The 25,815-nt window shown below is 42.5% G+C and carries 23 protein-coding genes, 2 tRNA genes and 1 pseudogene; 19 read left to right on the top strand and 7 right to left on the bottom strand.

The window, feature by feature from the left end; genetic code table 11:
- Positions 1-9: 9 nt before the first annotated feature.
- The 4 genes from cas8c to ACYQ0C_RS01715 all read right to left on the bottom strand — a co-directional run bounded on the left by cas8c (position 10) and on the right by ACYQ0C_RS01715 (position 4,958).
- Complete coding sequence (cas8c, locus tag ACYQ0C_RS01730; protein WP_016275320.1) at positions 10-1,722, bottom strand: type I-C CRISPR-associated protein Cas8c/Csd1; 1,713 nt, start codon at positions 1,720-1,722, stop codon at positions 10-12.
- Positions 1,719-2,399: a type I-C CRISPR-associated protein Cas5c gene (cas5c, locus tag ACYQ0C_RS01725; protein ID WP_016275319.1), complete on the bottom strand. Its 681-nt coding sequence runs from the start codon at positions 2,397-2,399 to the stop codon at positions 1,719-1,721. Before cas5c ends, cas8c begins: the two co-directional genes overlap by 4 nt.
- A gap of 48 nt (positions 2,400-2,447) precedes the next feature.
- Positions 2,448-4,673 carry a CRISPR-associated helicase/endonuclease Cas3 gene (locus tag ACYQ0C_RS01720; protein WP_016275318.1) on the bottom strand — a complete coding sequence of 742 codons (2,226 nt, stop codon included), beginning with the start codon at positions 4,671-4,673 and terminating at the stop codon, positions 2,448-2,450.
- Between the two features lie 63 nt (positions 4,674-4,736).
- The gene (locus tag ACYQ0C_RS01715; RefSeq protein WP_025077040.1) at positions 4,737-4,958 is read right to left on the bottom strand and encodes a phage integrase SAM-like domain-containing protein; all 222 of its coding nucleotides are present in this window, start codon (positions 4,956-4,958) and stop codon (positions 4,737-4,739) included.
- Here ACYQ0C_RS01715 and ACYQ0C_RS01710 point away from each other — a divergent pair.
- The 18 genes and pseudogenes from ACYQ0C_RS01710 to ACYQ0C_RS01625 all read left to right on the top strand — a co-directional run bounded on the left by ACYQ0C_RS01710 (position 4,957) and on the right by ACYQ0C_RS01625 (position 22,899).
- Positions 4,957-5,133, top strand: coding sequence for a hypothetical protein (locus tag ACYQ0C_RS01710; protein ID WP_244964617.1), 177 nt, complete (start codon positions 4,957-4,959; stop codon positions 5,131-5,133). The genes ACYQ0C_RS01715 and ACYQ0C_RS01710 overlap by 2 nt on opposite strands.
- 206 nt (positions 5,134-5,339) lie before the next feature.
- Positions 5,340-5,861, top strand: a pseudogene (locus ACYQ0C_RS01705) (ATP-binding protein); the annotation flags it as partial.
- 690 nt (positions 5,862-6,551) lie between these two features.
- Positions 6,552-6,953: a hypothetical protein gene (locus ACYQ0C_RS01700; protein WP_016274973.1), complete on the top strand. Its 402-nt coding sequence runs from the start codon at positions 6,552-6,554 to the stop codon at positions 6,951-6,953.
- Positions 6,941-7,291 carry an IS66 family insertion sequence element accessory protein TnpB gene (tnpB, locus tag ACYQ0C_RS01695; protein ID WP_011964763.1) on the top strand — a complete coding sequence of 117 codons (351 nt, stop codon included), beginning with the start codon at positions 6,941-6,943 and terminating at the stop codon, positions 7,289-7,291. The genes ACYQ0C_RS01700 and tnpB overlap by 13 nt, the downstream gene beginning before the upstream one ends.
- Positions 7,292-7,377: 86 nt before the next feature.
- On the top strand, positions 7,378-8,943 hold the full coding sequence (tnpC, locus tag ACYQ0C_RS01690) for an IS66 family transposase (protein WP_016275316.1): 1,566 nt from the start codon (positions 7,378-7,380) through the stop codon (positions 8,941-8,943).
- A gap of 847 nt (positions 8,944-9,790) precedes the next feature.
- A complete protein-coding gene (locus tag ACYQ0C_RS01685) occupies positions 9,791-11,227 on the top strand; it encodes a tyrosine-type recombinase/integrase (RefSeq protein ID WP_025077241.1) in 1,437 nt (478 codons plus the stop codon).
- Between the two features lie 53 nt (positions 11,228-11,280).
- On the top strand, positions 11,281-12,255 hold the full coding sequence (locus tag ACYQ0C_RS01680) for a virulence RhuM family protein/type II toxin-antitoxin system death-on-curing family toxin (protein WP_123549772.1): 975 nt from the start codon (positions 11,281-11,283) through the stop codon (positions 12,253-12,255).
- A gap of 188 nt (positions 12,256-12,443) precedes the next feature.
- Positions 12,444-12,845: a hypothetical protein gene (locus tag ACYQ0C_RS01675; protein ID WP_025077240.1), complete on the top strand. Its 402-nt coding sequence runs from the start codon at positions 12,444-12,446 to the stop codon at positions 12,843-12,845.
- A 76-nt stretch (positions 12,846-12,921) separates the two neighbouring features.
- On the top strand, positions 12,922-13,569 hold the full coding sequence (locus ACYQ0C_RS01670) for a DUF4304 domain-containing protein (protein WP_025077239.1): 648 nt from the start codon (positions 12,922-12,924) through the stop codon (positions 13,567-13,569).
- Complete coding sequence (locus tag ACYQ0C_RS01665) at positions 13,566-13,898, top strand: hypothetical protein (protein WP_025077238.1); 333 nt, start codon at positions 13,566-13,568, stop codon at positions 13,896-13,898. Before ACYQ0C_RS01670 ends, ACYQ0C_RS01665 begins: the two co-directional genes overlap by 4 nt.
- A gap of 255 nt (positions 13,899-14,153) precedes the next feature.
- The gene (locus ACYQ0C_RS01660) at positions 14,154-15,122 is read left to right on the top strand and encodes a hypothetical protein (protein ID WP_025077236.1); all 969 of its coding nucleotides are present in this window, start codon (positions 14,154-14,156) and stop codon (positions 15,120-15,122) included.
- Positions 15,123-15,158: 36 nt separating this feature from the next.
- Positions 15,159-15,749: a hypothetical protein gene (locus ACYQ0C_RS01655; RefSeq protein WP_025077235.1), complete on the top strand. Its 591-nt coding sequence runs from the start codon at positions 15,159-15,161 to the stop codon at positions 15,747-15,749.
- Positions 15,746-16,789 carry a tetratricopeptide repeat protein gene (locus tag ACYQ0C_RS01650; RefSeq protein ID WP_025077234.1) on the top strand — a complete coding sequence of 348 codons (1,044 nt, stop codon included), beginning with the start codon at positions 15,746-15,748 and terminating at the stop codon, positions 16,787-16,789. Before ACYQ0C_RS01655 ends, ACYQ0C_RS01650 begins: the two co-directional genes overlap by 4 nt.
- 554 nt (positions 16,790-17,343) lie before the next feature.
- Positions 17,344-18,291: a DUF6043 family protein gene (locus ACYQ0C_RS01645; RefSeq protein ID WP_025077231.1), complete on the top strand. Its 948-nt coding sequence runs from the start codon at positions 17,344-17,346 to the stop codon at positions 18,289-18,291.
- Between the two features lie 160 nt (positions 18,292-18,451).
- Positions 18,452-18,787 carry a helix-turn-helix domain-containing protein gene (locus ACYQ0C_RS01640; protein ID WP_235783341.1) on the top strand — a complete coding sequence of 112 codons (336 nt, stop codon included), beginning with the start codon at positions 18,452-18,454 and terminating at the stop codon, positions 18,785-18,787.
- A 5-nt stretch (positions 18,788-18,792) separates the two neighbouring features.
- Positions 18,793-20,205, top strand: a complete 1,413-nt coding sequence (locus tag ACYQ0C_RS01635; RefSeq protein WP_025077229.1) for a DUF3987 domain-containing protein — start codon at positions 18,793-18,795, stop codon at positions 20,203-20,205.
- A 559-nt stretch (positions 20,206-20,764) separates the two neighbouring features.
- Entirely contained in the window at positions 20,765-21,145 is a 381-nt protein-coding gene (locus tag ACYQ0C_RS01630) for a hypothetical protein (RefSeq protein ID WP_025076763.1), read from the top strand.
- 95 nt (positions 21,146-21,240) lie between these two features.
- Positions 21,241-22,899: a relaxase/mobilization nuclease domain-containing protein gene (locus ACYQ0C_RS01625; RefSeq protein ID WP_159106251.1), complete on the top strand. Its 1,659-nt coding sequence runs from the start codon at positions 21,241-21,243 to the stop codon at positions 22,897-22,899.
- A gap of 239 nt (positions 22,900-23,138) precedes the next feature.
- Here the strand turns inward: ACYQ0C_RS01625 and ACYQ0C_RS01620 are convergent.
- Positions 23,139-23,211, bottom strand: a tRNA-Phe gene (locus tag ACYQ0C_RS01620).
- Positions 23,212-23,337: 126 nt separating this feature from the next.
- On the opposite strand from ACYQ0C_RS01620, the gene ACYQ0C_RS01615 reads away from it, so the two are divergent.
- Positions 23,338-23,410 (top strand) — tRNA-Pro (locus tag ACYQ0C_RS01615).
- A 46-nt stretch (positions 23,411-23,456) separates the two neighbouring features.
- Here ACYQ0C_RS01615 and ACYQ0C_RS01610 read toward each other — a convergent pair.
- Entirely contained in the window at positions 23,457-24,533 is a 1,077-nt protein-coding gene (locus tag ACYQ0C_RS01610) for a porin (protein ID WP_016275315.1), read from the bottom strand.
- A gap of 236 nt (positions 24,534-24,769) precedes the next feature.
- A complete protein-coding gene (locus tag ACYQ0C_RS01605; protein ID WP_016275314.1) occupies positions 24,770-25,807 on the bottom strand; it encodes an alpha/beta hydrolase family protein in 1,038 nt (345 codons plus the stop codon).
- Positions 25,808-25,815 lie beyond the last annotated feature (8 nt).

Raw genomic sequence — 25,815 nt, 5'->3', positions numbered from 1 at the left:
TTTTAATTGTTATTGTTCTTCTGTCTCTTTATTTTCTTTACTCGTAAAAAAGTTTTGTCGCTGGTGATAATATCCCACAAAGAAGCGACCTTGGTCTTGAAGATCGAGATGTGCAGGAAAACCGTTTGCGTCCAGTTTTGAAATAATCTCTTGCTTTAGCTTCTCATAAAAAACCTGTCCACCAGCATTCAATTTTTCCAAATGATGACCCGAAAGATTGAGGATAGTAGCAAATACCATAGCAGGGGTTGCAGATGCAGAATTCATGTAGCGTTCGCGGATAGAATGGATACCATTCGCATCCTCCTGTATCTTGTCGAGGACAGCAAACAAGCGACCGCAAAGATACCCTTGATTTTGATTTTCTTTGTCTAACATAATATCTATTTTTTTATTGTTATTATCGGTTAGTCGGTTAAGATATGCCTTAATGATAGCTGCACGCACAATGTTAACAGATTGTTCTGCACGTATGCGGCGAATACATGCTTGGAATAGAGAGGCCGGATATGGTAATCCTTGAAAAATGCTCTTCACTACAGCATCTGGGAGATTTGGGGAAGCATCACTTGACTTTCCTCCCAGAGTAACGTTTCCAAGAATAGAGTGTAATCCCACATACGGTTTCTTATCTTTACGAGTATCAACAATCTCCATATCTGTAAAATGCTTGCTGATCAAGCTGGCAAACTCACGTAAAGGCAACTCATTCCAATATACTACCGCTATCCTGGCCGAATTTGGTGCTAAACCCAATATGAAGAATTTATCATCTTTGTTTGCGGATAGCGTTCCGTTATAAATGGACATGAATGTACGACGTACCAGTTCTATACGTTTATTAGGATCATCGGCACGTCCCAATAGGGCGAACAAACTATTTTCAGACAACTTTGAAGCCTCACTATTGGAAGAGGTCCAAAAAAGGAAAGTGCGTGAACCAACCATAAACTTATTGTGAGAGTCAGAACGCAGTAAATGGTTCAGTGCAGTAGTGTATGCAAACTCCGCCTCTTCAGATATAGGAGCATTATGCCCCTTCGACTTTCCATACGAATCATATCCAGAATTTATCTGAAATGCAACAAGTTTTGCTGTAGCCTGACTACTTCCCGGTATCATTGTAGCAGTTGTAGTTTCTACTATCTTTGAATATTTACCAATTACCGAACAAAGCTTTCCCGTCATTTTCTCATCATTACATTCCAAGTTAATTAACCCTTTTTGGGAAGCCACTATTTCCGTATCTCCTTCTATCAAAAAAGAAAAAGTAGAATATTTTTTATTGAGATTCTTGACAATATCTACCCAAAGAGGGTCATTTTGCATAATTTCGACTATAGCAGAAGGCTCTTGTTGATAAAATGCATAAACAGCCTTTATGGCCTCATTGCCTGAGAATATGTTATAGATTTCTTTGATTTTTGCTTTAAATGTGTCAAAATACTTACGCATACTTTCCATATTCCCTTTGTCAGAGTAGCCAAATACATATTGGCTATTATCATACAGATAGTTTGCAACGGGGGCACTTGACCGACCTACACTCTTTTTAACAAGAAACTGCTGTGCCGACTTCTTATCTATACGTCTATCCTCAAAACGTAGAAAGTTACCACACTTATCAATGACAATGATAAAACCAATCTCTTTCAATTCCATTCCAAAAGCCGGCAAATCCCCACTTCGATGATAGTAATCATACAATGCTCTCAATATCATCTCAATACCTCCTCACTTTCTCTATCTGGTACGACAATTACACCTTGTTTCATTCTCGCATGATAAAACATGGCATCCGGTTTCTGTGTATTCCTCTCAAAATCCATGTCATAAAGCATTATGCCAAAATCTCTGTCTTCAGGCAAAGACGGCTCAAGATTATCCATATTATCAATGTATTTCCAATTTGCAGCAAACTCGCGGCAACCCAAATAAGGCTGCGTAAAGCATTGTCCTTGCAATGCCCTACGTTCAAACATTTGATAATACTTCATGGGATTCTCATCATTACTTGGTTGATGTTTAACAAAAGCTTCCTTCGGGCGATCTTTGACCGGAATAAATACCAATTTAGCATGTATTCGATAACGCACATTCTGCAAAAGCAAAGAATTCTTCTGCTGTCGCTTATCTTCAATGAAAATAGGAGACTTACCTGCGACTGCTCCCACTTCATTCCGCCTGATGGTAGTCCACTTAATAGGGTTAAGCACTTCAATTTTAGTGACCTGCCAACGCATGGCATAACATTTAAAAAGTATAGCTTCAAAAACGGCACGTGCAGCCGATGGCGTAATGATATCATAGCTCACGCGCTCTACCTTCAGTTCAGGACGAGTGAAACAAGCCCAGCCCCCCCATATTTCCAAACAATATTCTTTATCTGTATATTCCATATTATTCATTACTTTCATTGTTCTCCAATAGTTCTTCCGGTTCCGTCTTTATATCATTAATATCTCCTCCATCCAATGGTTGTCAAGGCTGAGCCCCGTAACACTATCATACTGCTCCCTGTCCAGCAGTACATATATACCTTCCAATATTTCTTCAACAGCACCATATTTAACCAATTGACTGAAATCCGAGCGATGAACGCCTACAGTAAACTTGGCCAGTTGTTTCATTAATGGATATGTACAACCTGACTTTTTCAAAGTTTCCACAAGCTCCATACTATTTTCCCAGTTTACTATGACATTCATACCATCGTCATCAATTAGCCTAAACTCCTTTGATGCAGTTTCAAAACATAGCTCATCAAGTTTGTAAAGATAGTGTTTCATATCCTTTTTATCGAATGTGGCCTTCCTGCAATAAAGCTGTTTAAAATACTTTTCCATTGTAGAAGGGGCAAACCAATCATTGTCTGTTGGCAAATTCAGTCGTGCATTGTTGGCTGCCGCCATTGAACCAAATGGAATGCGCTTCTCTGCAGAAAGGCTGAATACAAATGTGTGGCCAATCCTATTTTTCCCTTCACGGTTACATCTTCCCGCCGCTTGCAATACAGAATCTAGCCCTGCCTCTTGACGGAATACAACCGGAAAGTCTATATCCACACCTGCTTCTACGAGTTGGGTTGCTATTACTCTTACAACCGGATATGCTTCGTCCTTCAACAAAGCTTTTATCTTGCATATCGTTTCACTGATATGAGCAGGACACATCATTCTCGATAGATGAATTTTTACTCCTTCGTCAGGTAAGCGATCATACAGTTTCTTAGCATCCTCACGGGTATTCACAATACACAATACCTTATCATGTTCGGACACCATTGCTGCTATTTCATCGTATGTTTTCCCTATGTTATCTATTTCTAATCTCACACGACGAAGTTTGTCATGTAACGCAAATTCTATCGGAACAATTTCCATAATATGTTCTATTCCCTTAAATCCAACTTTAGGGTTCACACCTTCTATCAAACCGCAAAGTACCGGCTGACTTGCTGTTGTAAACAATATAGATACCTCGAACATTTTTTGGTATGCCACCATCGCATCGACTATCGGTTGTAAAAAATCAGTCGGCAACATCTGGACTTCGTCCAATATAATAACAGAGTTCACTATATTATGCAACTTGCGACAAACGAAAGATTTATTGCTAAACATAGATTCAAAAAGTTGCACGTTGGTAGTGACAACAATGGGATAATCCCAATTCTCTGTAGCCAGCTTCGCTTTCTCGCGCACTTCCTCATTTTTAATATCATCCGAATTAAAATTACTGTGGTGTTCCAATACGTTCTCTTCACCGAAAATTTCCTTCAAGAGACCTGCCGTCTGCACAATAATGCTGGTATATGGAATGGCAATGATAATGCGATTCATATTATGATTTGCAGCATGCTTCATAGCCCATAGTATAGAAGAAAGTGTCTTACCACCTCCTGTTGGCACCGTAAGGCTGTAGAATCCTTTCTCACCCAAAGAAGTTTTGCTACATTGTTCTTGTACTTTCCTACGAATGCGGTTCACTTCCGTATCAACTGCATTCAATTGCAATTTTTGCAAATACGCCTCCAACTTCGGTAACAAATCGGCAATCGTAGAAGAACATCTTCTTTTCCGCCATGATTCCAAATCCATAAATTTCTCTGTGTCAAGCCAGTCTGCATCCACAAGACAGGAGAAGAGCATACGAGACAGATGATGAAAGTGTTTTCGATCTACTTTGGATTTAGAAAAAGGTGATTCAAGAAACTCTTTAAATAACAAGGGTATATCTATATTTAGATTATCCTTGCTTATTTCTTCGGGCAGTTGCTTTTCCTGCAAGATATCTTCTGCTTTCACATAATCATGTAGTCCTGTATGATGGGAAATTATTGGGTTAACAAGAAGGTTGAAGATATCTTCTCCCATAAGATCATTTGCCAGTATTCCACCCACAAAAGCATGAGTGTGATCATCATAGTGCTTTTTATCATCTGTAGGCAAGCCGTTTACTTTACGTATATATTGCTGGAATGCTGCACGTTCTTTACCTTTGTCATGAAGCAAACCAAGCACATATCCCCAAGAAGGAAGTTTAAACCGTTTAGCAAAAGAAGCTGCCATTTTTGCGACTCCTTTTTGGTGTTCTTCATTGGACTGTATTATCCACTTCCCATCCTCTTTACTTTGATACAAATGGGATATCAATCGTTTTTCTGCTACCATTTAATAATGGTCCATTAAAATCATGCTATACAAAATTAGCAAATAATTTCCAATTTCACTAATTTAAAACGTTTTATTTGAATATAAAGATCTACCGATAAAATCATGGAGGATTTGACGAACAGCAGTTGCCCCGTCCTCCACCGCACGGTTATAAATAGCTTTCAGAATACACATGTAGAAAGATATAGTATTGGGCGTATTTCCCCTGCTTTTCAGATAAGCCTCATACTCTGCAAACAAATCTGCATTGAGCTGGTCAAACAAGACCTCCTTGTTATTCATGAAACCGCTGAAACTTCTGAGGGGCAGCTATATAGGTTTCCGAGGTGCGTATCTTCCCCAAGCGTTTCAGTTTTGCTATCTGCTGGCTGATGCAAGCGTTAAACGACAAATCTTGCTTGTTTTCATGAAAGAGTATGACTATATCATCCGTTACAAATGTGCCGGATTGGGATAACGTGTATATGATTTTATTCAACCTCTCCTTGTCCCACTTGATGCGTGAGCCGATTGAAAGCAGATTGGAAAAGCCACTCTATTTTGACCCTTTTGGTCAAAATAACATTAACCACTTAGTACAAGTGTCGTTAGAGTTTTTTTTGTAGATTTGAGAACCCGAGTCCTGATATAAGGGATAATAATAAAATCTATACAAATGAATAACAGATTGACTATGCCACAAACCGAGGCCTAGAGCGCAATCAGATGGAATGCCTCGCCACACTTGACTTTGTACATAAGGAGCAGAACCTTTTCATTACCGGTTCTTCAAGTACGGGGGAAAGCTATCTGACATGTGCCCTTGGCCACGAGGCATGCAAAAGGGGATTCCGTACTTTCTATGCCAATGCGCCAAAACTACTTGGCGCACTGAAGGTTGCCAAAGTCAAAGGAACACTTGAAACTGAGTTCAAGAAGATTGAGCGTTGTCAGTTACTCATCCTTGATGACCTGTTCCTTGTACCTCTTGATGTCAAGGAACGTCCCATCCTGCTCGAAATTATTGAGGACAGGCATGAAAGGAAATCCACTATCATAACCTCGCAGTACCCATCGTCCAACTGGTGTAACAAGGTTGGTGATCCGACAATAGCCGACGCCATCCTTGACCGAATCATTCATACGGCCCATGCCATTGAGTTGTACGGTGAAAGTATGTGCAAGTTAAGGTCTAAGAAAAACTAAAGAATTAAAAGGGTAAAATAAAATTATCCCCTATCACTAGCTGTAGCAGGGGTATTAATTTATATCACGATTTAATTAAACAATCACGGTGCAAAAAATGTTGCATATTCAAATATATCGGTGTATATTTGCAACGCTCATCTACAAATAGAAGGAGTTTCGGGGCTCGGTTTATCTTGATATAAATCTGAGCCCTGCGTTTTTATTCAATGCCTGGTAAACGCTTCTTCATCTTTACCGGACAGCTATAAAATCAAACAAGATATTCCTATACCAAGAATCTGCAAATCCTGCTACAAGATTCCGAGAAACTTGCGACAAGAATTGCAACATCTTGCGACAAGTTTTCAAAGTCTTTCTACCGTCTTTTTGATATGCCTATCCATCTTTTGAAGAGAAATACCCCTCTTTTGAAGAATGTTCCAAAAAATCTTTCAGAAGTTTCAGCCTCCCCGCAAACGCCCTGTTCATCGGCTTTTCGGCTGACAGATTGATGCGCTGAGATCCTTCAACCGCGCAGTTCTTTCTTTCAGCCGTGGTCAATAAATGTATAAAGGTGAATCCGAACCCCGATAAAGAACCAAACAATATGGCATCGCTTACCCTGCCACGCTGTAAGCGTCTCCGCGATTCTATATTGCTGTCCGTTTTTAGCTCTCATATCTTTGCGAGGTATAAAAATGCAGCATTATGGATTTAGAAAATAGATTTAGAAGAACTTGGAAACGTTTCCAAGAAGTCTTAAAAGTAGACTACACTTGTTCTTTAGCGGATGTTTGCCGCGAGCAGCATACCACTTTTGGAGGTATGAGTTCCTGGATGTCCCGACGGGGCTATAGCGTTAAACAAGCTAAGGCAGATGTGGTTCGTGATTATTATGGCGGCGTTGAGCCGTCCCCACTGACCACTACCTCTCCTGCGTTCACTCAAATAGCCCCCGCCATGTCGTCGGAAGAAGAGTTCAGTCTTTCCGGGATCACAATCACGTTTAACAGTGGAACGACCATTTCAGTCAAACGGGCCACTCCCGGGGGTATTATTAAAATGTTACGCGATTACGAAAGAAAGGAGGGGGATCCATGTATTCTCTAACATCAGCCAACCGATACTATCTGTACCAGGGCTTTGTTCGTATGAACCTTGGCATTGACGGTCTATTCAAAATCATACGCTCTCAAATGAAGGAGTTGTCCCCCATTTCCGGAGATATATTTTTATTCTTTGGCAAAAACCGGCAAAGTGTAAAAATACTGCGTTGGGATGGTGACGGCTTTCTTTTGTACTACAAGCGTCTGGAAGGTGGAAGTTTTGAGTTGCCGACATTTAACCCCCATACAGGCAATTATGAGATCTCTTATCAGGTTTTGTCTTTTATCTTAAATGGAGTGTCATTGAAGTCTGTACGGTTGCGAAAACGTTTCAGAATCTAATGTAATATACTGTATATTAGCTATTTGATTTTAAATTACCACCCGAATGTTTTGGTCAGTTCATTGATTTTTCGTATCTTTATGCCATGAAAAAGGATGAGATCATAGAGTTATTGAAGGAGCAGATCAGGGAATTACGGGATGACAACAACAGACTCCTGGACCAGATAGATAATTTGATAAAGGAGGTCTCTTCCCTTAAAGAGGCACTCCTTCAAAAAGGCGAATCTCTTAGCAAACAACAGCGCCTTGCCAAGGGGCTCGCCAAACTTGTATCCAACACATCCGAACAGCAACACGCTCCCCAACCTGCCATGTCCGAAGAAGAGCGGCAGAAGAGAGAAGCTGAAAAAGCGGATAAGCGTAAAGCCGGAAAGAACAATGGTGCCAGACGTGACATGCATTATGAGATGGAGGAAGAAGAACATGTCGTTTATCCTGATGATCCCGATTTTGACATCAATAAAGCCCGGTTGTTTACTACCACTCCCAGAATATGCGTCCGCTATGAATGTGTACCCATGCGCTTCATCAAGCACGTCTACAAGATACACACCTATGCGCAAGACGGTCGTCTCTTTGAGGGAAAGACCCCGGTCTCGGCTTTCTTGAATTCCAGCTATGACGGCTCATTCATTGCCGGGCTGATGGAATTGCGTTATATACAATCGCTGCCAGTTGAAAGAATCATCAACTACTTCGAAAGTCATGGCTTTACGCTGAAGAAACCTACGGCTCATAAGTTGATAGAAAAAGCCTCAGGCCTCTTCGAAAATCTTTATAAGTGTATCCGGCAGACGGCTTTGAGTGATCCTTATAAGGCAGCCGACGAAACCTATTACAAAATACTCGTCCCGGAAAAGAACAGCAAGGGAAAAGGAGTCAGAAAGGGATACCTCTGGGTGGTTGTGGGCATAAACACCAGGATGATATACCTGCTCTATGATGACGGCTCCCGGTCTGAAAGAGTTATTCTTAACGAATTGGGCAGTTGCAAAGGTATCATACAAAGCGACGGCTACTCACCTTACCGGAAGCTCGAAAGCGATGCTTATCCCCATATCACACGCATCCCGTGCCTGCAACATATAAAACGGAAATTTATAGATTGCGGTGAGAATGATCCGGATGCAAAAAGAATCGTGGAGCTGATAAACACACTTTATCAAAACGAGCATAAGCATAAAGTTGGGGTTGACGGATGGACGGTAGAACAGAATCTTATGCATCGAAAAAAGTATGCGCCGGACATACTCGGAGAAATAAAAGATGTGTTTGATGAAATAGAAGAGCGGGGGGATTTATTACCAAAGAGCGAACTACAAGAAGCTATCACCTATCTTCGCAAGGAGTGGAATGCCGTGGTGGACATCTTTAATTATGGTGACACTTACCTGGACAACAATATAGTTGAACGGATGAACCGGTACATATCCTTATCAAGAAAAAACTCATTGTTCTTCGGCAGCCATAAGGGAGCCGGACGGGGCGCCATACTCTACACGATAGCACTCACCTGTAGGATGCATAAAGTGAATCTGTTTGAGTATCTCACGGATGTGATAAACAGAACAGCTGAATGGCAACCAAACACACCACTTGAAAAATACAGGGAACTGCTTCCTGACAGATGGAAAAAGGCTAATGGATAAAAAGGGAGCATTAGCCTTTTTATTTTAGCAAACTATATAGAATCGCGGAGACGCTTACGCCACGCTGAAAGATCTTTTCCGGCTGAAGGATTTTATCGTGCATATCCTTCAGCCGAAAAGCCGATGAACAGGGCGTTTGCGGGGAGGCTGAAACTTCTGAAAGAAAAATAAGGTGTTTTGCCATGTATATACAATACGAGTGGAAAAGCATCAAAATGTCCTGTTGTTTTTCAACAAGGAACAGACGTTGTTTTGAAGCCTCTGTCGTGCGGATGAAACACGTACTATGGTGAGACGCAACACATACTAACGTGTAGCATTATACGTACTAACGTGTAAGCCGGAAGGTTAGTAATGTAATGACTACACGGTCATAGCAGAATAAAATCCCCCATCAAAGACAAAGACGCTTTTTAAAAAGATCAAGAACTTTTCAAAAAAGAGCAGGAGCTTTTCCTGAAAGACCTTGAGCTTTTTTAAAAATGTCTTGAGCTTTTTACCACAGTCGGGAATCGTCCGGAAAACCAAAGAATCTTTCAAGAACCAAATATGTAATAAATGCGTAGCGAGAGTAAAAAAAGACCCCTTGAACTATCTCTAATTCAAGGGGTTTTCTAAAAGTTAAAAGTCTTTTTGTGGTGCCACCAGCAATATAAATATTAAATTATTATCAATCGGATTAAATTTAATTATATACTAATATACTGATATTAAGCCGAATTAAACAATTTTCAATTTAGGCGGATAGCGGCTGTTTTAGAAATTATAGTGACTATTGTAGTGACTATTCAGGAAAAGTCACTAACTTTGCAGTGTCCGATTCATAAGGAATCGAACCTTGGATTCTATGGCAAAATCTCTTTCCCGGTTCTTCATCCGCAAGCAGGACGAGAAGAACGAAATCGCAACTCTTTTCTTTAGGGTGCAGAACAAGAAACACAAAGTCGATACGCTCTTTTCCTCTCAGATACGTGTGAATGTTGCAGAGTGGAAAGAGGCTTTGTCGTGTCCTGAAAAATGGATGCGACATCAAAGGGCGAACTTCAATCTACACGACTCGCTCAATAGGATTGAACTGGTAGTAAAGTCGGAAGTCGAGGGCATGTCTTTCGATAAGTCACATGTTGAGGCCGAGATCCTCTCTATCGCCAATCCGAAGAAAGCAGAAGCCATAATGAAAGCTAAGCGTGAAGAGGAGGAACGGCAACGCGAGGAAGAACGCATAAAGGAAGAGCAGGAGCGCCTGATAAAGGAGGGCATCGATGCTGAACGCGCCAAAATATGGAATTTCATAGACCGATTTTGCAATGAAATCAAGAGCGGTGCCAGGCTTAATGGTCATGACAGATACGCGCCAGGCACTGTGAAGGCATGGAATAGCTTTCGGAAACTATATGACCTGTTTGACAGAAAGCATCGCTACACATGGCATGATGTAGACCGTGCATTCGTCACCAAATTCCTAAACTTTATGGAGAAGAAAGATTATATGGTGACTGCGCAGAATAAATACCTGGTCGATCTACGAGCAATCATCAGCTATGCCTATGCCGACGGAATACACAACAATGACCGCGCCCTGCAATATTTCGCAAAAAAGAAAATTGAAGAGAAAGACAAGGCTATTGAAATATACCTTACCGAAGCAGAGCTTCAGGCATTGTATGAAATGCCACTATCAGGCAAGCAGGAAGAGGTGCGCGATATATTTCTTGTCGGGTGCTACACCTGTCAACGCGTGAGCGATTACAACGACATTGACAAGGATTGTTTCACCACTACTGCCAAAGGAACACCGGTAATACGCCTCATTCAGAAGAAAACCCGCAACGAGGTAAAGATTCCTATAATGAATCCCAACCTAAAGGCTATATGCGAAAAATACAACTACAATCTCCCTTATGTTGTTGACGTGATACTCAACCGCTACATAAAGGAGATTCTGAAGGAGTTGTCCGATAAAGTGCCCGACTTAGCCAAGATGGTAGTAACCAAACTTACTCAAAAGCAGAAGAAACTGGTGGAGGACGGCAAGCTCGTTGTCGAGCACAACGAAAAGGGAGAGGTGATAATGCCTCGCTACAAGTGCGTGACAACCCACACAGCCCGCCGTAGCGGAATCACCAACATGTACCTAACCCACAAATACTCCATAGTACAGATGATGCACGTCAGCGGCCACAAGACACAAAAGACCTTTATGGACTATATCAAACTCTCCTCGGACGAAATCGCCGACGAGATAGACGCAATCGCTAATGGCGCAAAATCCGAAGTATTTTGACTATTATTACTCGGAAACAGCTACAAATCAAAATATAAATTGTAATTTTGAATATGGAAACAAATAATTCACAGCTCGTAATCTATCAGGCGCCGGACGGAAATATGTCGATTGATGTGACAGTTCAGAATGATACCGTATGGCTGAGCCAAGGGCAGATGGCCGAACTCTTTGACAAAGATCAGTCAGTTATTGCCCGCCACATCTCTAATGTTTTCAAGGAAGGCGAGCTGGAGAAAGAGAGTAATATGCAAATTTTGCATAATACTCTGTCGAAGTACAAACCGACTCAGGTTTACAGCCTTGATGTTATTATCTCTGTTGGCTATCGCGTTAAATCCAAACGTGGTACTCAATTCCGCATCTGGGCAAATAAGATATTGAAGCAGTATCTTCTTCAAGGCTATGTCATAAACGAGCGGATAGCTGCACAGAAATATGACGAGCTTAGTCAGTTGATAAAAGTGCTCGGCCGCACAATCCAGAATCAGGAAAGGCTTACGGAGGACAGCCGTTCATTGCTCGATGTTGTTGTCGATTACACATACGCCCTCGACACTCTTGACCGCTACGACTATCAGGAACTGAAGATCGAGGACACCACCGGTAAAGAGTCGTTTCATGCCACTTACGAAAACGCCATGGAAGTCATCCGCGAGTTACATGAGAAATTCGGTGGCAGCACATTGTTCGGCAACGAAAAGGACGATTCCTTCAAAAGCTCCATCGGTCAGATTTACCAGACCTTCGGTGGCGTTGACCTATATCCCTCAGTGGAGGAAAAAGCTGCCATGCTCCTGTACCTTGTTACCAAAAACCACTCATTCAGCGACGGCAACAAACGCATTGCCGCCACACTGTTCCTGTGGTTTCTCAACGGCAACGGCATTCTCTACAACGGAGACGGCTCCAAGCGCATTGCCGACAACACCCTCGTCGCCCTTACCCTTATGATAGCAGAAAGCCGCACCGAGGAAAAGGACACAATGGTAAAAGTCATCGTCAACCTAATCAACAAGAACAACTGAGGATAAGACGAAACAACACCCAAAATATGTACGGCTTAACGACTTCATGCCGAGGATTGACCTGTCGGTGCTGAATGATTATGTAACGGCTAATCTCCGCGCTGATTTTCATACTCGTTTGGGACATTTGTCACACCGAATGTCGATTATTAGTTGTAACTTTGCTTAATTACAGATAATAGACTCAAATGAAACTGCTAAGAGCCTTATTTTACCAATATTATTGGTGGCAGAAGCGACAGGAACAGGATGGATTCTTCGTTCCTCTGTTGGCTGTGCTCAGTGTCCTGTGTCCGATTTTTGGGATAATCGGTTTTGTAATGATTTCGGCTGATGTTACAGATATTATTGATTTGAAGAAATTTGATGTGAAAATATTAATTTCAGCCATGTTCATTCTCGAACTCGCCGCTTTATGGTGGTTGCTTTTGCGAAAGAAACGATATAGAGCGATAATCTGCGAGCATGATGTCTATAATATTTCTGTGTATCGACGACTCGCAGTGATTTATCCAATTCTATCTGCGACACTTTTCTTTATTGGACTGTATATCGGTTATCTATATAATTCGACAGCGATCAGCCAATGATTATTAGCGTATGAATCGCCACATCAGTAGATTTCAGCGACAAGGATTCATAATCCTGATGATATGCTCGGCTATAATGCTTGGCATAGGAATCTATATGTTTGTGGCTGATTTCAATTCGACAAGCATCGTAACGGGATGGCGCTCCAATCCTTCCGAGCAAACTATATCATGGCAAACTCCGGTATTCGGAGCGATCGTCATGCTCATATTGGGTATTCCAATCAAAATAGACAGGCACAAATTACCGAAAATGGACATCCAAGGCAAACGCACTTTCGTATTTGAAAAGATAACGGATTATCTGAAAGATAATGATTTCAAGAAACGAGGCAATCATTTCTTCAAAAGCAATGGTTCGATAGGTTATTGTGTGAACATTCAAAATGATAAATGGAATGATGCCAATCAAATCCGCTTCACATTGAACGTAGGCATATTTACCGATGCTTTTTGGCTCAAAAGTCTGGATTTCAAGAAAACCGGGATTATCCCTACTTTCCCTAAGGAGTATGAGTGTGCTATTCGGGAGAGAATCGGCGACTTGCTTCCGGTCAAAGAGGATAAATGGTACTGCATTACCTCAGGCACGGATGTCATGAAACTATGGAGCGAAATAGAGCGCGACCTCAACGAATATATCCAGCCATTCTTTGCCCGTTACAACACCGAGTCCGATGTCATACCCAACCAATGTATCTACCGGAAAGGAGGCAAGCAATGAAAACATGGTTTGATACAAGCATAAAAATTTGGTGGCTTCTTCAAGGCATCATATTATTGGTGTTTGGATTTTTTGTTTGGACTCCAATCTCTGCTACGGGCATACTTGTAATTATTTGCGACTGTATGTATGACAATCGCAATCATAAGGTTCGCGTATTATCTCGAATCATGCTGATGATTTGTGCATTAGCGTGTATGATTTATGTCGGTATGTTGATAGCCGTCGGTTCACCACAGATTGGGTTTGCGTTAGGACTGGTAATTGTCGGGATTGCCAATGTGATACTGAGCATAAAATTAGTCATTAGTTCATTATTAGGAAGATAGTATGAAAAAGTGGCAGAAGATAGTAGGCATTGTAGTGTTGATGGTTTTGGCAATTCTAAATATTACCAATTACATTTTTTATACCGAATACCCAATATCATTCTATTTTGATTCGGGAAGAAATATTCAGGATGCTATTGAGATTCTTCGGATTCATTTACAGAACGCTATAAACAATACGGGGCATCTTGTGTTCGCAAATTATGCCTTAGCTCTATTTCTGTTTATAGCCATTTGGCGGAAAGGAGGTAAGCGATGAAATCACAAGATTGCTATACGGCGAAAGAGGCGTTTACGTTTCCTCTTTTATGCCTTGTCTGTTTGGCTTTCAACATCTATTGGGGTTGTTCTGATATTTGGCCTGTCGGAGCAATCGTTGGTACATCATTTTTCGGAATATTCATACTGGTATATGTCGTCAAATATTTCCGATTCGGTCGTGACTTTCTTAGGGTGGATGCCAATGGAATTGCATATAAAGAATGGAGCAAAACCGTTACTCTGAAATGGTCTGAAATAGCGAAATGCGCCGTATGCTATAGACATTCCTATGTAGGTGGAATCCTCTTTTACAGAGAGTTGGACATAACATTATTATCCGAAGCTAAGCGCCCAAAGAGTATTTTGGTCAGACTATCCGGAATGTACTGCCGCAATAAAAATGTTATCAATGCCATTGAGCAATTCGGCGGCTCAGATTTCTATGACCGCCAGTCTTCACACAACAATAACAAATATGTGGCGAGCATATTCTTTGCGGTTATTATTGGCTTTATTATCATTTTTGCATATTCAATCATCCAAGCTAATTCAAAGGACATAAACCCAGACAAAGAAACATCATTAGAAATGGCATTAAATACAGAAAATAAACAACCGGAAGATTTCTTGCAGTTCATTGATAAATTTCATTCAGATACAATCTTTCAAGAACAGAGATTAGCAAAGTCATTGGTACTGTACGATTCTAAAATCAATGTTCAGGTTCCTCACGATGGCGACAAATACGATGCCTATTATTCTTGGGAAGATAAAGATGTCATTACTATGCTTCATCGTATAAACATAGACAGACTCAAGCCAAGGTGTCAGACAAAAATTATGCACATATCCGATACTGTTATCTGTGAGAACATATCGGATCCGGATAATAATCGCTTATATTTTCTTGAGTTTTCCAAACAGAAGAATAAATGGCTTTTAACCCAATTACTTGTGAATTGAAGATTATACCGTTAAAGCATTAACCGTAGGTTTTGAATGAAAAAGTCTTTATATCTCACTGCCATTGTCGGCAATTTTCTATTGCTGTTTTACGCTGCCGTCCTTATTGTCGGAATAAGTGGCGGTTGGCTTGACCGTGAGTTGTGGCTGCATTCCTATGTGGCTAAAGTAGCACAGCTACTGCTTATGGCTTCGGCGATGGGATTGTTGTTTGCCAATATCCGTATTAGCCGTGTACGATACGGTGGCAGGTATCTATCATTGATACTCTGCGGAAACTTCTTTGTCAATCCCTTCCTGAGTTTATATTTCCTGAGCGGCAAGGCAGACGGCAAACAGGAATCGGAGACATTTCCAAAGCGCAAGGTCTATCTATTCCTTTGCAATGTGCAACTGTTTTGGCTGCTATATACATTAGCGGCGGTATTCTATACGCCACTGATTGACTCGAAAATAGGCGGTATATTTTATATCGCTTTGATTATCGCTGTTTCTGTGTTCATCCAACGTAATATAGCGATTGCTATAAAACAAGACACGCCCGGATACATATTGCTAAACGTATGGTTCTGCTTCTTCTACGCCCCGATTTATTCACGTCGCGTCCTTAAAAACAACTGGCTATGAAAAACAAAGAGAAAATTCAAAGCGTAATTAACAGCTGCAAACGAAGTGGTGATTTTAAGAGGCTTCGTATATATCTTCGTAAGTTATTGGCGGACATGCAGAATGAATATTATCTGTTAGCCGAGCTGTCGTCTGCCTGCTATCAATTAGGAAAGTATGATGAAGCACTCACCCATGCACATAAAGCGTATGACATCGCTCCTACAGACTATTGGGTAAGATATATCTATGGCTGTGCATTAACTGCAAACGACAAATTGGAAGAAGCGGCTGAATTGTTTGATTCCATCATAGCCTGCGATGTTATGTTTCTTGCAAATTATGAACACGGCGAGGGGAAAAGATGGGCTGACTCTTTATTGAATGACAGCCTATATATGAGGGCTGTTGTTTTCCAGCAAGAAGGCTATAGTATTGAGGCTCGCGATATGTTCCTACGCCACAAGAGTCTTAGGAGGCGAGGGTTATACAGTGATTTCTCTATTCGTCAAGTTGATAATCACCTTAGAATTTTGGATGTTAACATAGGCAATAGCAAGATGGATTATTCCATTTCTAAATATTGCCCTAAATTATATATCAAAGGCGATTATATTAAAAATGAATGGACATCAGTTTCAGATATTGGAAAGTCGTTTGATGACGATGTTTTGACTTCCACCGAATATCTCAAAATTGAACAATGCTATATAGATTCAGCAATAGAACTGGCACGAAAATCGGGGTGCTCTTATCTGATAATTGATTATCTCGAAGGTGAGCCACATGACATTATACTTGATGCTAAAAAGAATCCTATTAACCGAAACTTAATTGATGCAGCCAAGAATATCCGGCTTGGATTGAGAGTACACATATCCCAATGTGCAGATTATCTCCGACTTTGTCTGCGTGAATGTTGCTATGCCACATTTTCCAATCATGCACATAATTTCTATGTCGATTTCGGGTATGACTTCTATATGCACGTTCATACTGAACTGCCCAAGCTGCAAGTTGAAAACATTGTCAAGACAAATAATCTATTTATCCGACCATGAAACTGACCGATAAGCGATTTTGGATATTTGAGGCTTTTGAAGCTTTTGTTTCAGTAGGAACAGGTTATAGTATGTTGTATATGGAATGGGACATATACTATACGTTTATATTCCTATTATGTAGTTTGTTGAGTGGATTCATTGCATTTAAGTGGTTTAGGAAAAGTATTATCAGACTTTCTTTGTCGGTCTGGATAGCTAACAGCTTATCTGTTGCAATCTGTTTTCTTTTACCCAATCTAAATAAATCCACAACTCAGATTACCTGATATTATTTTTGATAATGTATTCGTTAATCTCAATTATCCCATACATTGTTGTGACGAAAATTTATTCGCTTATTTCAAAACGACTATGACACATAAATTGGATGTATTTTGGATTGCGCGGGGAGCGTTGCTCGTTCTCATGGTCGGGTGTTGCTTGTCCGAGGGTTGGATTGAAGATACTGCACTGCTTGGCGGAACTTATGTGTTGTCGCTGTTTTCGTTCAAAGTACTATTATCTTTTTTTGACCTTTGCGCGTTATTACTTTATGAATTAGAAATTTCACTATGAAAAATCAGCAAGATAACTTAGGCAGTCAGGATGGAAAGATTGATTTGAAGATGTGGATGGAGGAGCATCCGCAGGAATATGGAGAGCTTGCTGCGGCGATGGGCGAAGCGGACTCGCTGGAGGTGTTTTTGTTGGGTGCAGCCGCATTTCTTGCATCGCCGGAGTTTCAGAAGCGATTGGAGAATATGATTGACCTTGACAATCTGGACTTGGATGAGCTTTTGAAGATTCTTCAAGAATCGGATTTTGCTGAGAGAATATTTGGCGAGCATGCCGAAGGAAGCGAATGGGCCAAATATCGGCTGCCTTTTGCTACATGGCTCAAATATGGACGCTCTTCTGAAATGATGATAGATAATATTGAAGACGCAGCACTGTTGATTGACAACAAACAGTACCAGTGGCAGCTTGCAAAGTTCATGAAGACATTTCTTGCGAGGGAGGTAGAGGATAAACGACGCTCGCGCAAGGATTTGAAGGAGTATCTTGATTATCGCATGAGTGTAGATAACGGCAATTTGGCTGATTGGGCGTTGGAGGGTATTGATGAGTCTAAACCGACTGCTAAAATTACAGAAAACGCAGAATTATCTCATGACCTTCTTTCCCTTTTGGCATCTCACGGCAGTGAGATTGTTAAGCGCATTGGCAAATGGATAGAAACACATATCCGTGGCGTTGACATAGCGCACTTATATGTCGCACTTGTCGAGTCTGGCGAGCTGGATCCGTCAACACCTGTCAAACGATTTGTCGAGATATTATCCGCCACATTCCCTGAATGCAAAATCGTCGGCGAGCGTCAGGTGCAGAAGAGCGTAAACACGCTACAAGATTTATCTCCCAATCGTAAGCGATTTATCAAAGACGAGCCAGAACATCGCTTCGCTATTGACTCTATAAAGACCGATGTTTTACGAATTGACCCAGATGGAGTAGACTGAAATAGCCTCTTTTCGATTCGTTTGATTCGTTTTATAGTTCGCGAACTTAACGAACCATCAATTCTTTTTAATCCAAGAAATTACGCTATACTTTTGCGCCATCGTTCCATTTCGGAGCGGTGGCGTTTCTGTCTTATGCCGCCAGTAGAAGCGTCGAACAATGTCGGCAATCAAAACAAAAATGCGAGATTTATTAGATATGCTCAATGAGGGTCGGGCCCATGTCAAGGTAGAGATGAACGCCGAAGACCTCAAAGCATTTTCGGAGGACTTGATCCGCCGCGCAAAGGATGAACTCGGCTCGATGGTCGAGGCAGCCAAGAAAGAACGTATGCTCACCAAAGCCGAGGTAAAGGAACTCTTTGGCGTATGCGATGCCACACTCTGGCACTGGGCAAATAAAGGTATCCTCAAACCTGTCAAGACCGGCAACAAGATTATGTACCCGGAATATGAGGTACGCAAAGCCCTCGGACAACGTAACATCAATATCTGAGCATCATGAAAGCGAATGGCTATTATAACCATCCACGCTTTCCGTTGGAAGCCGGATGTGGATTGATCGAGGAGGATAGCATTGCCTTTACCAGCGATTCCGGTAAAACTACCGAAACTCCTTCTTTCCCTCTGGAGATATTTCCGAAAGCAATCCGCGACATAATCGAGACTCTTGAAGAATACGAGAACTATAATGTCGATTTCACTGCAGCCTCTTTCCTTACAGTATTCGCGGCTGCTATGGGCAACACTTGGTCAGTCCGCTTCATGACCGGATGGGTAAGCCGACCGATAATCTACATGGTGCTTGTAGGCTCGCCGAGCTGCGGCAAGACTCCGCCATTGCAACAGGCGGTCACACCTCTTCTCAAACTCGACGGAAAGTATGACATGATCTACTGCAAGGAGATGGAAACCTACCGTCAATGGGAACGCATGTCGGCAAAGCAGCGTGAGAAACATTCTCTACCTGAAGAAATGAAGATGCCTCAGCGAAAATGTCATGTAGTGGTTGATTCCACCGTAGAGGCTCTTATCGGAGCTTTGCGCGACAATCCGCGCGGAGTGCTGATTTACAAGGATGAGATAGACAGCCTCCTCTCCAATTTCAACCGCTATAATGGTTCAGACGAGAGCTACTTTCTCAGTCTGTTCAGCGGCACGCCTTTCAAGTACAGCCGAAAGTCAAACAACGAACATATCTTCCTCGCCAATCCCTACTGTTCGATTATAGGCTCTACTCAGCCGGGGCGCCTGGACGAACAGTTCGGCGGCAAGCGCATGATGAACGGCTTTTCATCTCGATTCCTGAAAGTCTATCCCGAAATTGACAAGATGCCATCGTGGAATGACACCGCCATGCCTGACGGCGTTCTTGAAGAATGGGGGCGAATTATCCGAAAGGTGGTAACAGTCACTCCTTCAACAGACCAAGAGGGAAAAGCAACCTCAATAGAGCTAATGTTTTCCCAAGAGGCAAAGCTCCGCGTAATTCAATGGAAAGACGAGGTCAATAACAAGGCTTATGCTGAAACGGATTCGGATGCTGTCAGGGCGTTGTGTGGCAAACTGGAAACTTATCTCGTCCGCTTCTGCCTGGTCATACAGATTATGCACTGTATCTGTGGAGAATCGGGCATGGATAAAATTGAACCGGGAACTGCCGAACTCGCCATCAGGCTCACCGAATATTTCAGAAACATGGAGAGCCGGATTGCACCGGAGATTGAAACCGGTATCCTTGACAACCGGTTCACCGAGTTACTCGGAAACCTCAGGGATTCGTTCACCACGGCAGAAGCTGTCCGGGAAGCCCTGCAACTCGGAATCTCGGAATCTTCGGTCAAAAGATTCCTAAGAGACGGAGGTCGAGGATTCGTGAAGAAAAAGTCACACGGTTGCTATCGCAAAATATGACCCATGCGCTGACACTATGAACTTTTGACATTATGACATTTTCGACCGAGGTCGAACTGACTGAGATACCCCGGTTGCTCACGCCTGATTTGGAGTATAAACCTTGCTTTGCAAGATATGCCGCTTGTGTCCACAACGGCTATCCCGCCTCCCCGAGGTGAGGGTCAATCCCGCTCGAAACTCGCAGTCTTTTATCTAATGATACATTGTCCGTGAACGATGATAGACTGAAAAATGAATGATGAAAAACTGAAAATCTGCGGTTGATATATTATCAAGCAACACATTTATCATGAACCGTGATACTTCGGTTAATCGGTCATCGTCACATTGGATAATCGATACATTGGATAATATGATAATGAGCCATTGGACAATAAGTCATCGGGTAATGGAGCATTGGATAATCAGACAATCGAGACAACCAGATATTATATCATCAAGGTATCAGTTCATCAAATCATCAAGCAATCATTATACCAAGTCATATAGTCTTCATTGTATCAGATATTCAATCAACCAATCTATCAAACCATAATATCTTAAAAAGTTAATCTCTATGCCGGATAAAAAATCCATCACTATAAAAATACGTGTCGATTCGCAGACCCACGCAGAAATGCAGTCAAGAGCCGACCGATACACCGACGGTAATCTGAGTGCGTTTGTACGTTGTGCCACACTCAAATATGAAGAGCAGCCGATGGCTGACCGAGACAATCCCCGTATGATTGCTTTGATCAAGTCCGCTATCAAGCTCATCGAAAGAACCGGCACCAACACCAATCAGGTTGCAAAGCACATCAACGAGCAGCAGAAAATTAATCCTTACTCGTTGCGGGCGGCAGATCTTCTTCCCTTCGGTCAGTTTTGCGAGGGTACAGATAAAATCCAACAGATGCTGACATACCTCTATAACATGATAATATCAGGAAAATGATAGTCAAGAAACTCAACGATGTGTCCGGCGGCGGTTTCCCCGGCGCTCGATATAACGAGAAGAAGATTGCTGATGGCGTGGCAACCCTTATGGCGATGGAGAACGTCAGCGAGGCGTTGCGTCACAATGTCGAGACGTTGCACCGCTTCGGCCTTGATGCCTCGGCTGAAGTCGAAAGGTATCTGAAGGAAAACTCTAAGACTTACGGCAACACAAAGACGACTCGTTTCCAGTTCCATGTGTCAGCATCTGTGAAAGGACGCGCCATGTCGCCTGAAGAACTCACCGACTTCGCGCGAGAGCTTATGGTGGGTATGGGATATGCCCATCAGCCGTATTTTGTTTACGCCCATCATGATACCGGCAACAACCATGTGCATATTCTCTCGACGAGAATAAAGCCAAACGGTTATGCCATATCTGACCATCAGGACAGGCACAGGCTTAACGAGTGTGCCAACCGCATACTATCTCCTGACATCAAGAAAGATATTAACCGGATTCTCAGCTACGACTACGAAACGGAGAGGCAGTTTGCCAATATCGTCAAGACTCATGGCTACAAGATAGAGAAATCGCTCGACGGATACCGTCTGTTCAAGTGTGGCGGCAATGCCGGAAATATCGCCATCGGCGACATTCTCAATCGAATCACCAGGAACAGCCCCAAGCGCAAAGACCGCGCTACGCAGCTTCGTGCCATAATCCGGAAATACAAGAGCGAGATAGCCGAGGGAAAATGTCAAAGTGTCGATAATGTCAAAGTGTCAAAAGGTAAGAAGCGAAAGCCGGTAAAGGCAAAGCTGAACACCGACATCCGCAAAATACTTGACAACCACGGCAAGCCGTTGAGCGAGGAGAACTGCCAGCGCATACAGACTCTCATTGATGTTCTCAAGACAAAGTTTGGCATAGACATCAGTTTCCAGAAGGACAAGGACGGCAGGGTGAGAGGCTACAGTATAATCGACCATGCCGAAAAGATTGCCTTCGACGGCAGCAAGGTGATGAAACTGTCGGAGCTTGTTGATTTCGCCATCAAGCCACAGAGGAAACCATCGCCGCTTGACGTGTACCGCGGCCTGTTCACTGTCGAGGTGGGCAAAGACAGCATAGGGAACTATATGCTCATCAATGTCAAAGACGGCTCGACGTACAGCAAGCCAATCTCACCGAGGCAGTACGCATGGTATAACGGCGTAAAGGATGACGAGCGCGAAGATGTAGGTCTGACAATAGCTGCCACGATATTCTCCGAGGAGATACTGACCGAATATCTCATGCGCTATCCTATACACAACCATCAAGAGAGGATAAAGAGTATGGCAGTTGTCAAACATAGAAACGGCAACTATTGCCTCCGCGCTGCCTTGACTGACGGCTATATGCCTTTGATCGAATTAACTCCGGAGGAGGAAGCCAAGTTCCGCTCTCTACATGCCGATGAACAAGCAAGACAAGACTTCCTGATGTCAATAGCCATGCTGCATCTTACTCGAAAGGATGCCGAGGCGGTTAAAGAGAGGATAAGGCAGAATACCCAGTCCAAAGCCGGAGTCCGTATTCTCCCTTCCCGTCCACAGGACTACTCCCCGGAAATCTCGCAAGTGTTCGCATTAAACCTTGCCAACGCACTCTCTTCCCTCAATGTCAGTTCCGGCTCCTCCGGCTACAAGCGCGAGCACGAAGTCAGCAACAGCTCCCGCTACGACGACATTGATGACCGTCAGTCCGGCACACGACTTACAATGTAAAATAAAATAGTGACTATCTCAGCGCACCACGCCGATAGTCACTATTATTTTGCAGAGAATTTAATGTAGAATTTAATTGGGTTTAGAATTAAACGCTACTTTTTAATACAGTTTAATCAAGCCGATTTATCGTGGTTTATAGCGATTTAGATAGTGACTATTATAGTGACTACGCCCTGTAGTGACTAAAAGAAAAATCGCCAACTCTGTAAGAATTAGCGATTTAATCTTTGCTTGGGTGGTGCCACCAGGAATCGAACCGGGGACACAAGGATTTTCAGTCCTTTGCTCTACCAACTGAGCTATGGCACCATTGTCTCTCGTTTGCGGTTGCAAAGGTAGGTATATTTTTTGATTCTACAAATTTTTTGCAAATTTTCTGCGAATTTCTTTTTGATTTCAAAAAAATGCTTTACCTTTGCACACGCAAAACAGAAACGGAATGTAGCGCAGTTGGTAGCGCACTACGTTCGGGACGTAGGGGTCGGGCGTTCGAGTCGCCTCATTCCGACACTGTAAAGGATAAGCCGCTAATAATTAGTGGCTTATTTTATTTCTCAAAAACCTATTTGAAGCATCGCCCAAAGTTCATTAACTGAAGCATTCCTTTCATAATTAAAATGCGCATAATTCAGCATGATACGCGTTTTCGGCGTTATATGATAAGCGCCTCCTATTGTATAGATCATCTCGGAATCAGAGACTGCCGTATCCGCTTCATAGCGCTCCAGTTTTGCCACAACCGCCCATCGGGAGGGAACGGCAAACCAGTGTCCTAACGCATAAAAACCCCGACGGTTGACCGCACCATCTTCTCCCCACAGGTATTCTCCCCTGCAAGTCAACCGGGGAGTCTGATAACAGGCACTCAGTGCCATGCGGTTACGCTTCATATTTGCATTATAAATAGTTTCTTCCCCCGTTTCATCATGTACCACCGTATAGTCAGCATTCAATTTTCCAATATAGGCAGACGCACCCACCTTCAACCCCTTGACAGGCTGCACAGTAAGCCATGTGGCAAAATCCTTTGCATCATTATGATCTTTCATGCTGAGTCCGGAACCATTGTATACACCTGCCCGATATTCCAGAAAATAATCGTCGAAAGAGGTCTTGAACAACTCACCGCCCACCTGCAAACCCATATCACGGCCACCTTGGTTCCCACATACATCTCCACTGAAACCTGCCAGACGCTCAATCACACGACTGAAGTTTACCGTCTCATAAACCGAAGGTGACATCTGGTTCTCTAATGTAAAACAGGTCTTCATCCGACCTATCTTGACCTGAAAAAAAGAATACGGTTTGTAACAAGCATAGAGTTCCAGCAGCTGTGAAGTAAACAGTTCATACTGAACCATCCACGACAGTTTATCCGTGATATCCCCCGAAAGGATCAGCATCCCCAGCCTTCCAAAAAACTGATTATCCGCCTGCCTCACATCCAGGTCTTTCCTGTCCGTATAACTATAACCGAACTGACCGTAGGCAGTCAACTTCACATGTTTACTCAAAAAGCCGTTCACTTGTCCCAATATGGATGAATTTTCCTTTTTTTCTTGTGAATACCCCTGAGGTAAAACCAAGAACAACATCCAAACAACCAATAATAAGCGCGTGTTTTTCATAATCTATTTCTCATTACCAATGTACAACTACGTTCTGAAAGCTAACAAGCTGCTAAGATATTCAAAAAGTTTAATTATCGCTTATTATCCGTACACTTTATCCATATTTCCGCTTATCTTTCATACAAGATGAATATTCATTCATCTTTATCCATCCGAAAAGCCAATAAAAAAGGCCGGTTGCCCCATTTACAGGAAGCAACCGACCATCCTTTATCCTGTCACCAAGTTAATTATCAGAACTTATAAGCCGCTTTACGCAATTCTTTCACCGAGCCGAATGGCTTATTGGGCTTCAAATAACGACCCATGAACTTATAAATGTCCAGACGAATCTTGCTTGACTCATACGTGTCCAGCCGGTCAAAACTATGCGCACCGGGAGCTCGTTCGAATATCTTATATTCAAATTTCTTGCCTTCCGCCTTCAAGGCACGGATCATTGATTCCACCTCGACTACATTCACATCATCATCACTGGTATTGGTGTAGATGAGCAACGGATCCTTCAACTTCTCCGCATGCCACACAGGGGAACGCCGTTTATATTCCGCTATGTTATCCTTGGCAGTCTGCCCGATATGATTCTTGGCCGAGAAGATTTTGCGGTAACTGTCGCTGGCATATCCCATACGCATGATCACATCCGAAACCGGCACACCGGCGAAACCACATTTATATTGTCCCGGATAATTGAAAAGATTCATCAGCGTAATCATACCACCATGACTCCATCCCATGATCCCCACACGGTTACCATCCACAATATCAAAATTATCCACCATATAGTTACGGCTGATGTACACGTCTTCGTTTTCCAATCCACCATAATCTATATTATTATATGTTCCCGCTCCGTATCCGGTACTTCCCCGGTAATCTGCCGCTACCACAATGTATTCCTGCGCTATCAGCTCGCGGATGATATGGGCATAATAGGTGTCCATATCGGCATGTACCCCACTGTGCGGAAATACGATCAACGGATATTTCTTGTTTTCATCCACGCTTTTGGGAATAAAAATGTATGCTCTGAATTTAAGTTCGTTACCGGCGCTCATCGAAGTGGGATTAGACTCCTTCCAACGCGGCGGCCCACACAATATTACTTTATCTACATGAGCGATATCACCCACTTTCTCGTACCACAGGACATCATCAATCTTTTTCATCAGCTGGTCAAACTGATGAACGGACAACTGTGCCCGTACTATCCCGGGCATCGTACACAAGCAGCACACAAATGCCACGAATATTACCAATCTGTTTTTCATACGTATAT

Source organism: Phocaeicola sartorii JCM 17136 = DSM 21941, assembly GCF_054653615.1.
The sequence above is the reverse complement of the archived record's forward strand: the minus strand, read 5'-3'. Positions and strand labels throughout refer to the sequence as shown.

What these genes read in the sequence shown, in the direction of transcription:
- ACYQ0C_RS01605 (WP_016275314.1), bottom strand. Translation starts at nt 25,807, where the DNA reads ATGAAAAACAGATTGGTAATATTCGTGGCATTTGTGTGCTGCTTGTGT.
- tnpB (WP_011964763.1), top strand. Translation starts at nt 6,941, where the DNA reads ATGTATTCTCTAACATCAGCCAACCGATACTATCTGTACCAGGGCTTT.
- tnpC (WP_016275316.1), top strand. Translation starts at nt 7,378, where the DNA reads ATGAAAAAGGATGAGATCATAGAGTTATTGAAGGAGCAGATCAGGGAA.
- ACYQ0C_RS01660 (WP_025077236.1), top strand. Translation starts at nt 14,154, where the DNA reads ATGAAATCACAAGATTGCTATACGGCGAAAGAGGCGTTTACGTTTCCT.
- ACYQ0C_RS01710 (WP_244964617.1), top strand. Translation starts at nt 4,957, where the DNA reads ATGAAACCGCTGAAACTTCTGAGGGGCAGCTATATAGGTTTCCGAGGT.
- ACYQ0C_RS01720 (WP_016275318.1), bottom strand. Translation starts at nt 4,673, where the DNA reads ATGGTAGCAGAAAAACGATTGATATCCCATTTGTATCAAAGTAAAGAG.
- ACYQ0C_RS01655 (WP_025077235.1), top strand. Translation starts at nt 15,159, where the DNA reads ATGAAAAAGTCTTTATATCTCACTGCCATTGTCGGCAATTTTCTATTG.
- ACYQ0C_RS01665 (WP_025077238.1), top strand. Translation starts at nt 13,566, where the DNA reads ATGAAAACATGGTTTGATACAAGCATAAAAATTTGGTGGCTTCTTCAA.
- ACYQ0C_RS01715 (WP_025077040.1), bottom strand. Translation starts at nt 4,958, where the DNA reads ATGAATAACAAGGAGGTCTTGTTTGACCAGCTCAATGCAGATTTGTTT.
- ACYQ0C_RS01640 (WP_235783341.1), top strand. Translation starts at nt 18,452, where the DNA reads ATGTCGGCAATCAAAACAAAAATGCGAGATTTATTAGATATGCTCAAT.
- ACYQ0C_RS01700 (WP_016274973.1), top strand. Translation starts at nt 6,552, where the DNA reads ATGGATTTAGAAAATAGATTTAGAAGAACTTGGAAACGTTTCCAAGAA.
- cas8c (WP_016275320.1), bottom strand. Translation starts at nt 1,722, where the DNA reads ATGATATTGAGAGCATTGTATGATTACTATCATCGAAGTGGGGATTTG.
- ACYQ0C_RS01670 (WP_025077239.1), top strand. Translation starts at nt 12,922, where the DNA reads ATGCTTGGCATAGGAATCTATATGTTTGTGGCTGATTTCAATTCGACA.
- cas5c (WP_016275319.1), bottom strand. Translation starts at nt 2,399, where the DNA reads ATGGAATATACAGATAAAGAATATTGTTTGGAAATATGGGGGGGCTGG.
- ACYQ0C_RS01635 (WP_025077229.1), top strand. Translation starts at nt 18,793, where the DNA reads ATGAAAGCGAATGGCTATTATAACCATCCACGCTTTCCGTTGGAAGCC.
- ACYQ0C_RS01625 (WP_159106251.1), top strand. Translation starts at nt 21,241, where the DNA reads ATGGAGAACGTCAGCGAGGCGTTGCGTCACAATGTCGAGACGTTGCAC.
- ACYQ0C_RS01645 (WP_025077231.1), top strand. Translation starts at nt 17,344, where the DNA reads ATGAAAAATCAGCAAGATAACTTAGGCAGTCAGGATGGAAAGATTGAT.
- ACYQ0C_RS01675 (WP_025077240.1), top strand. Translation starts at nt 12,444, where the DNA reads ATGAAACTGCTAAGAGCCTTATTTTACCAATATTATTGGTGGCAGAAG.
- ACYQ0C_RS01630 (WP_025076763.1), top strand. Translation starts at nt 20,765, where the DNA reads ATGCCGGATAAAAAATCCATCACTATAAAAATACGTGTCGATTCGCAG.
- ACYQ0C_RS01685 (WP_025077241.1), top strand. Translation starts at nt 9,791, where the DNA reads ATGGCAAAATCTCTTTCCCGGTTCTTCATCCGCAAGCAGGACGAGAAG.
- ACYQ0C_RS01610 (WP_016275315.1), bottom strand. Translation starts at nt 24,533, where the DNA reads ATGAAAAACACGCGCTTATTATTGGTTGTTTGGATGTTGTTCTTGGTT.
- ACYQ0C_RS01680 (WP_123549772.1), top strand. Translation starts at nt 11,281, where the DNA reads ATGGAAACAAATAATTCACAGCTCGTAATCTATCAGGCGCCGGACGGA.
- ACYQ0C_RS01650 (WP_025077234.1), top strand. Translation starts at nt 15,746, where the DNA reads ATGAAAAACAAAGAGAAAATTCAAAGCGTAATTAACAGCTGCAAACGA.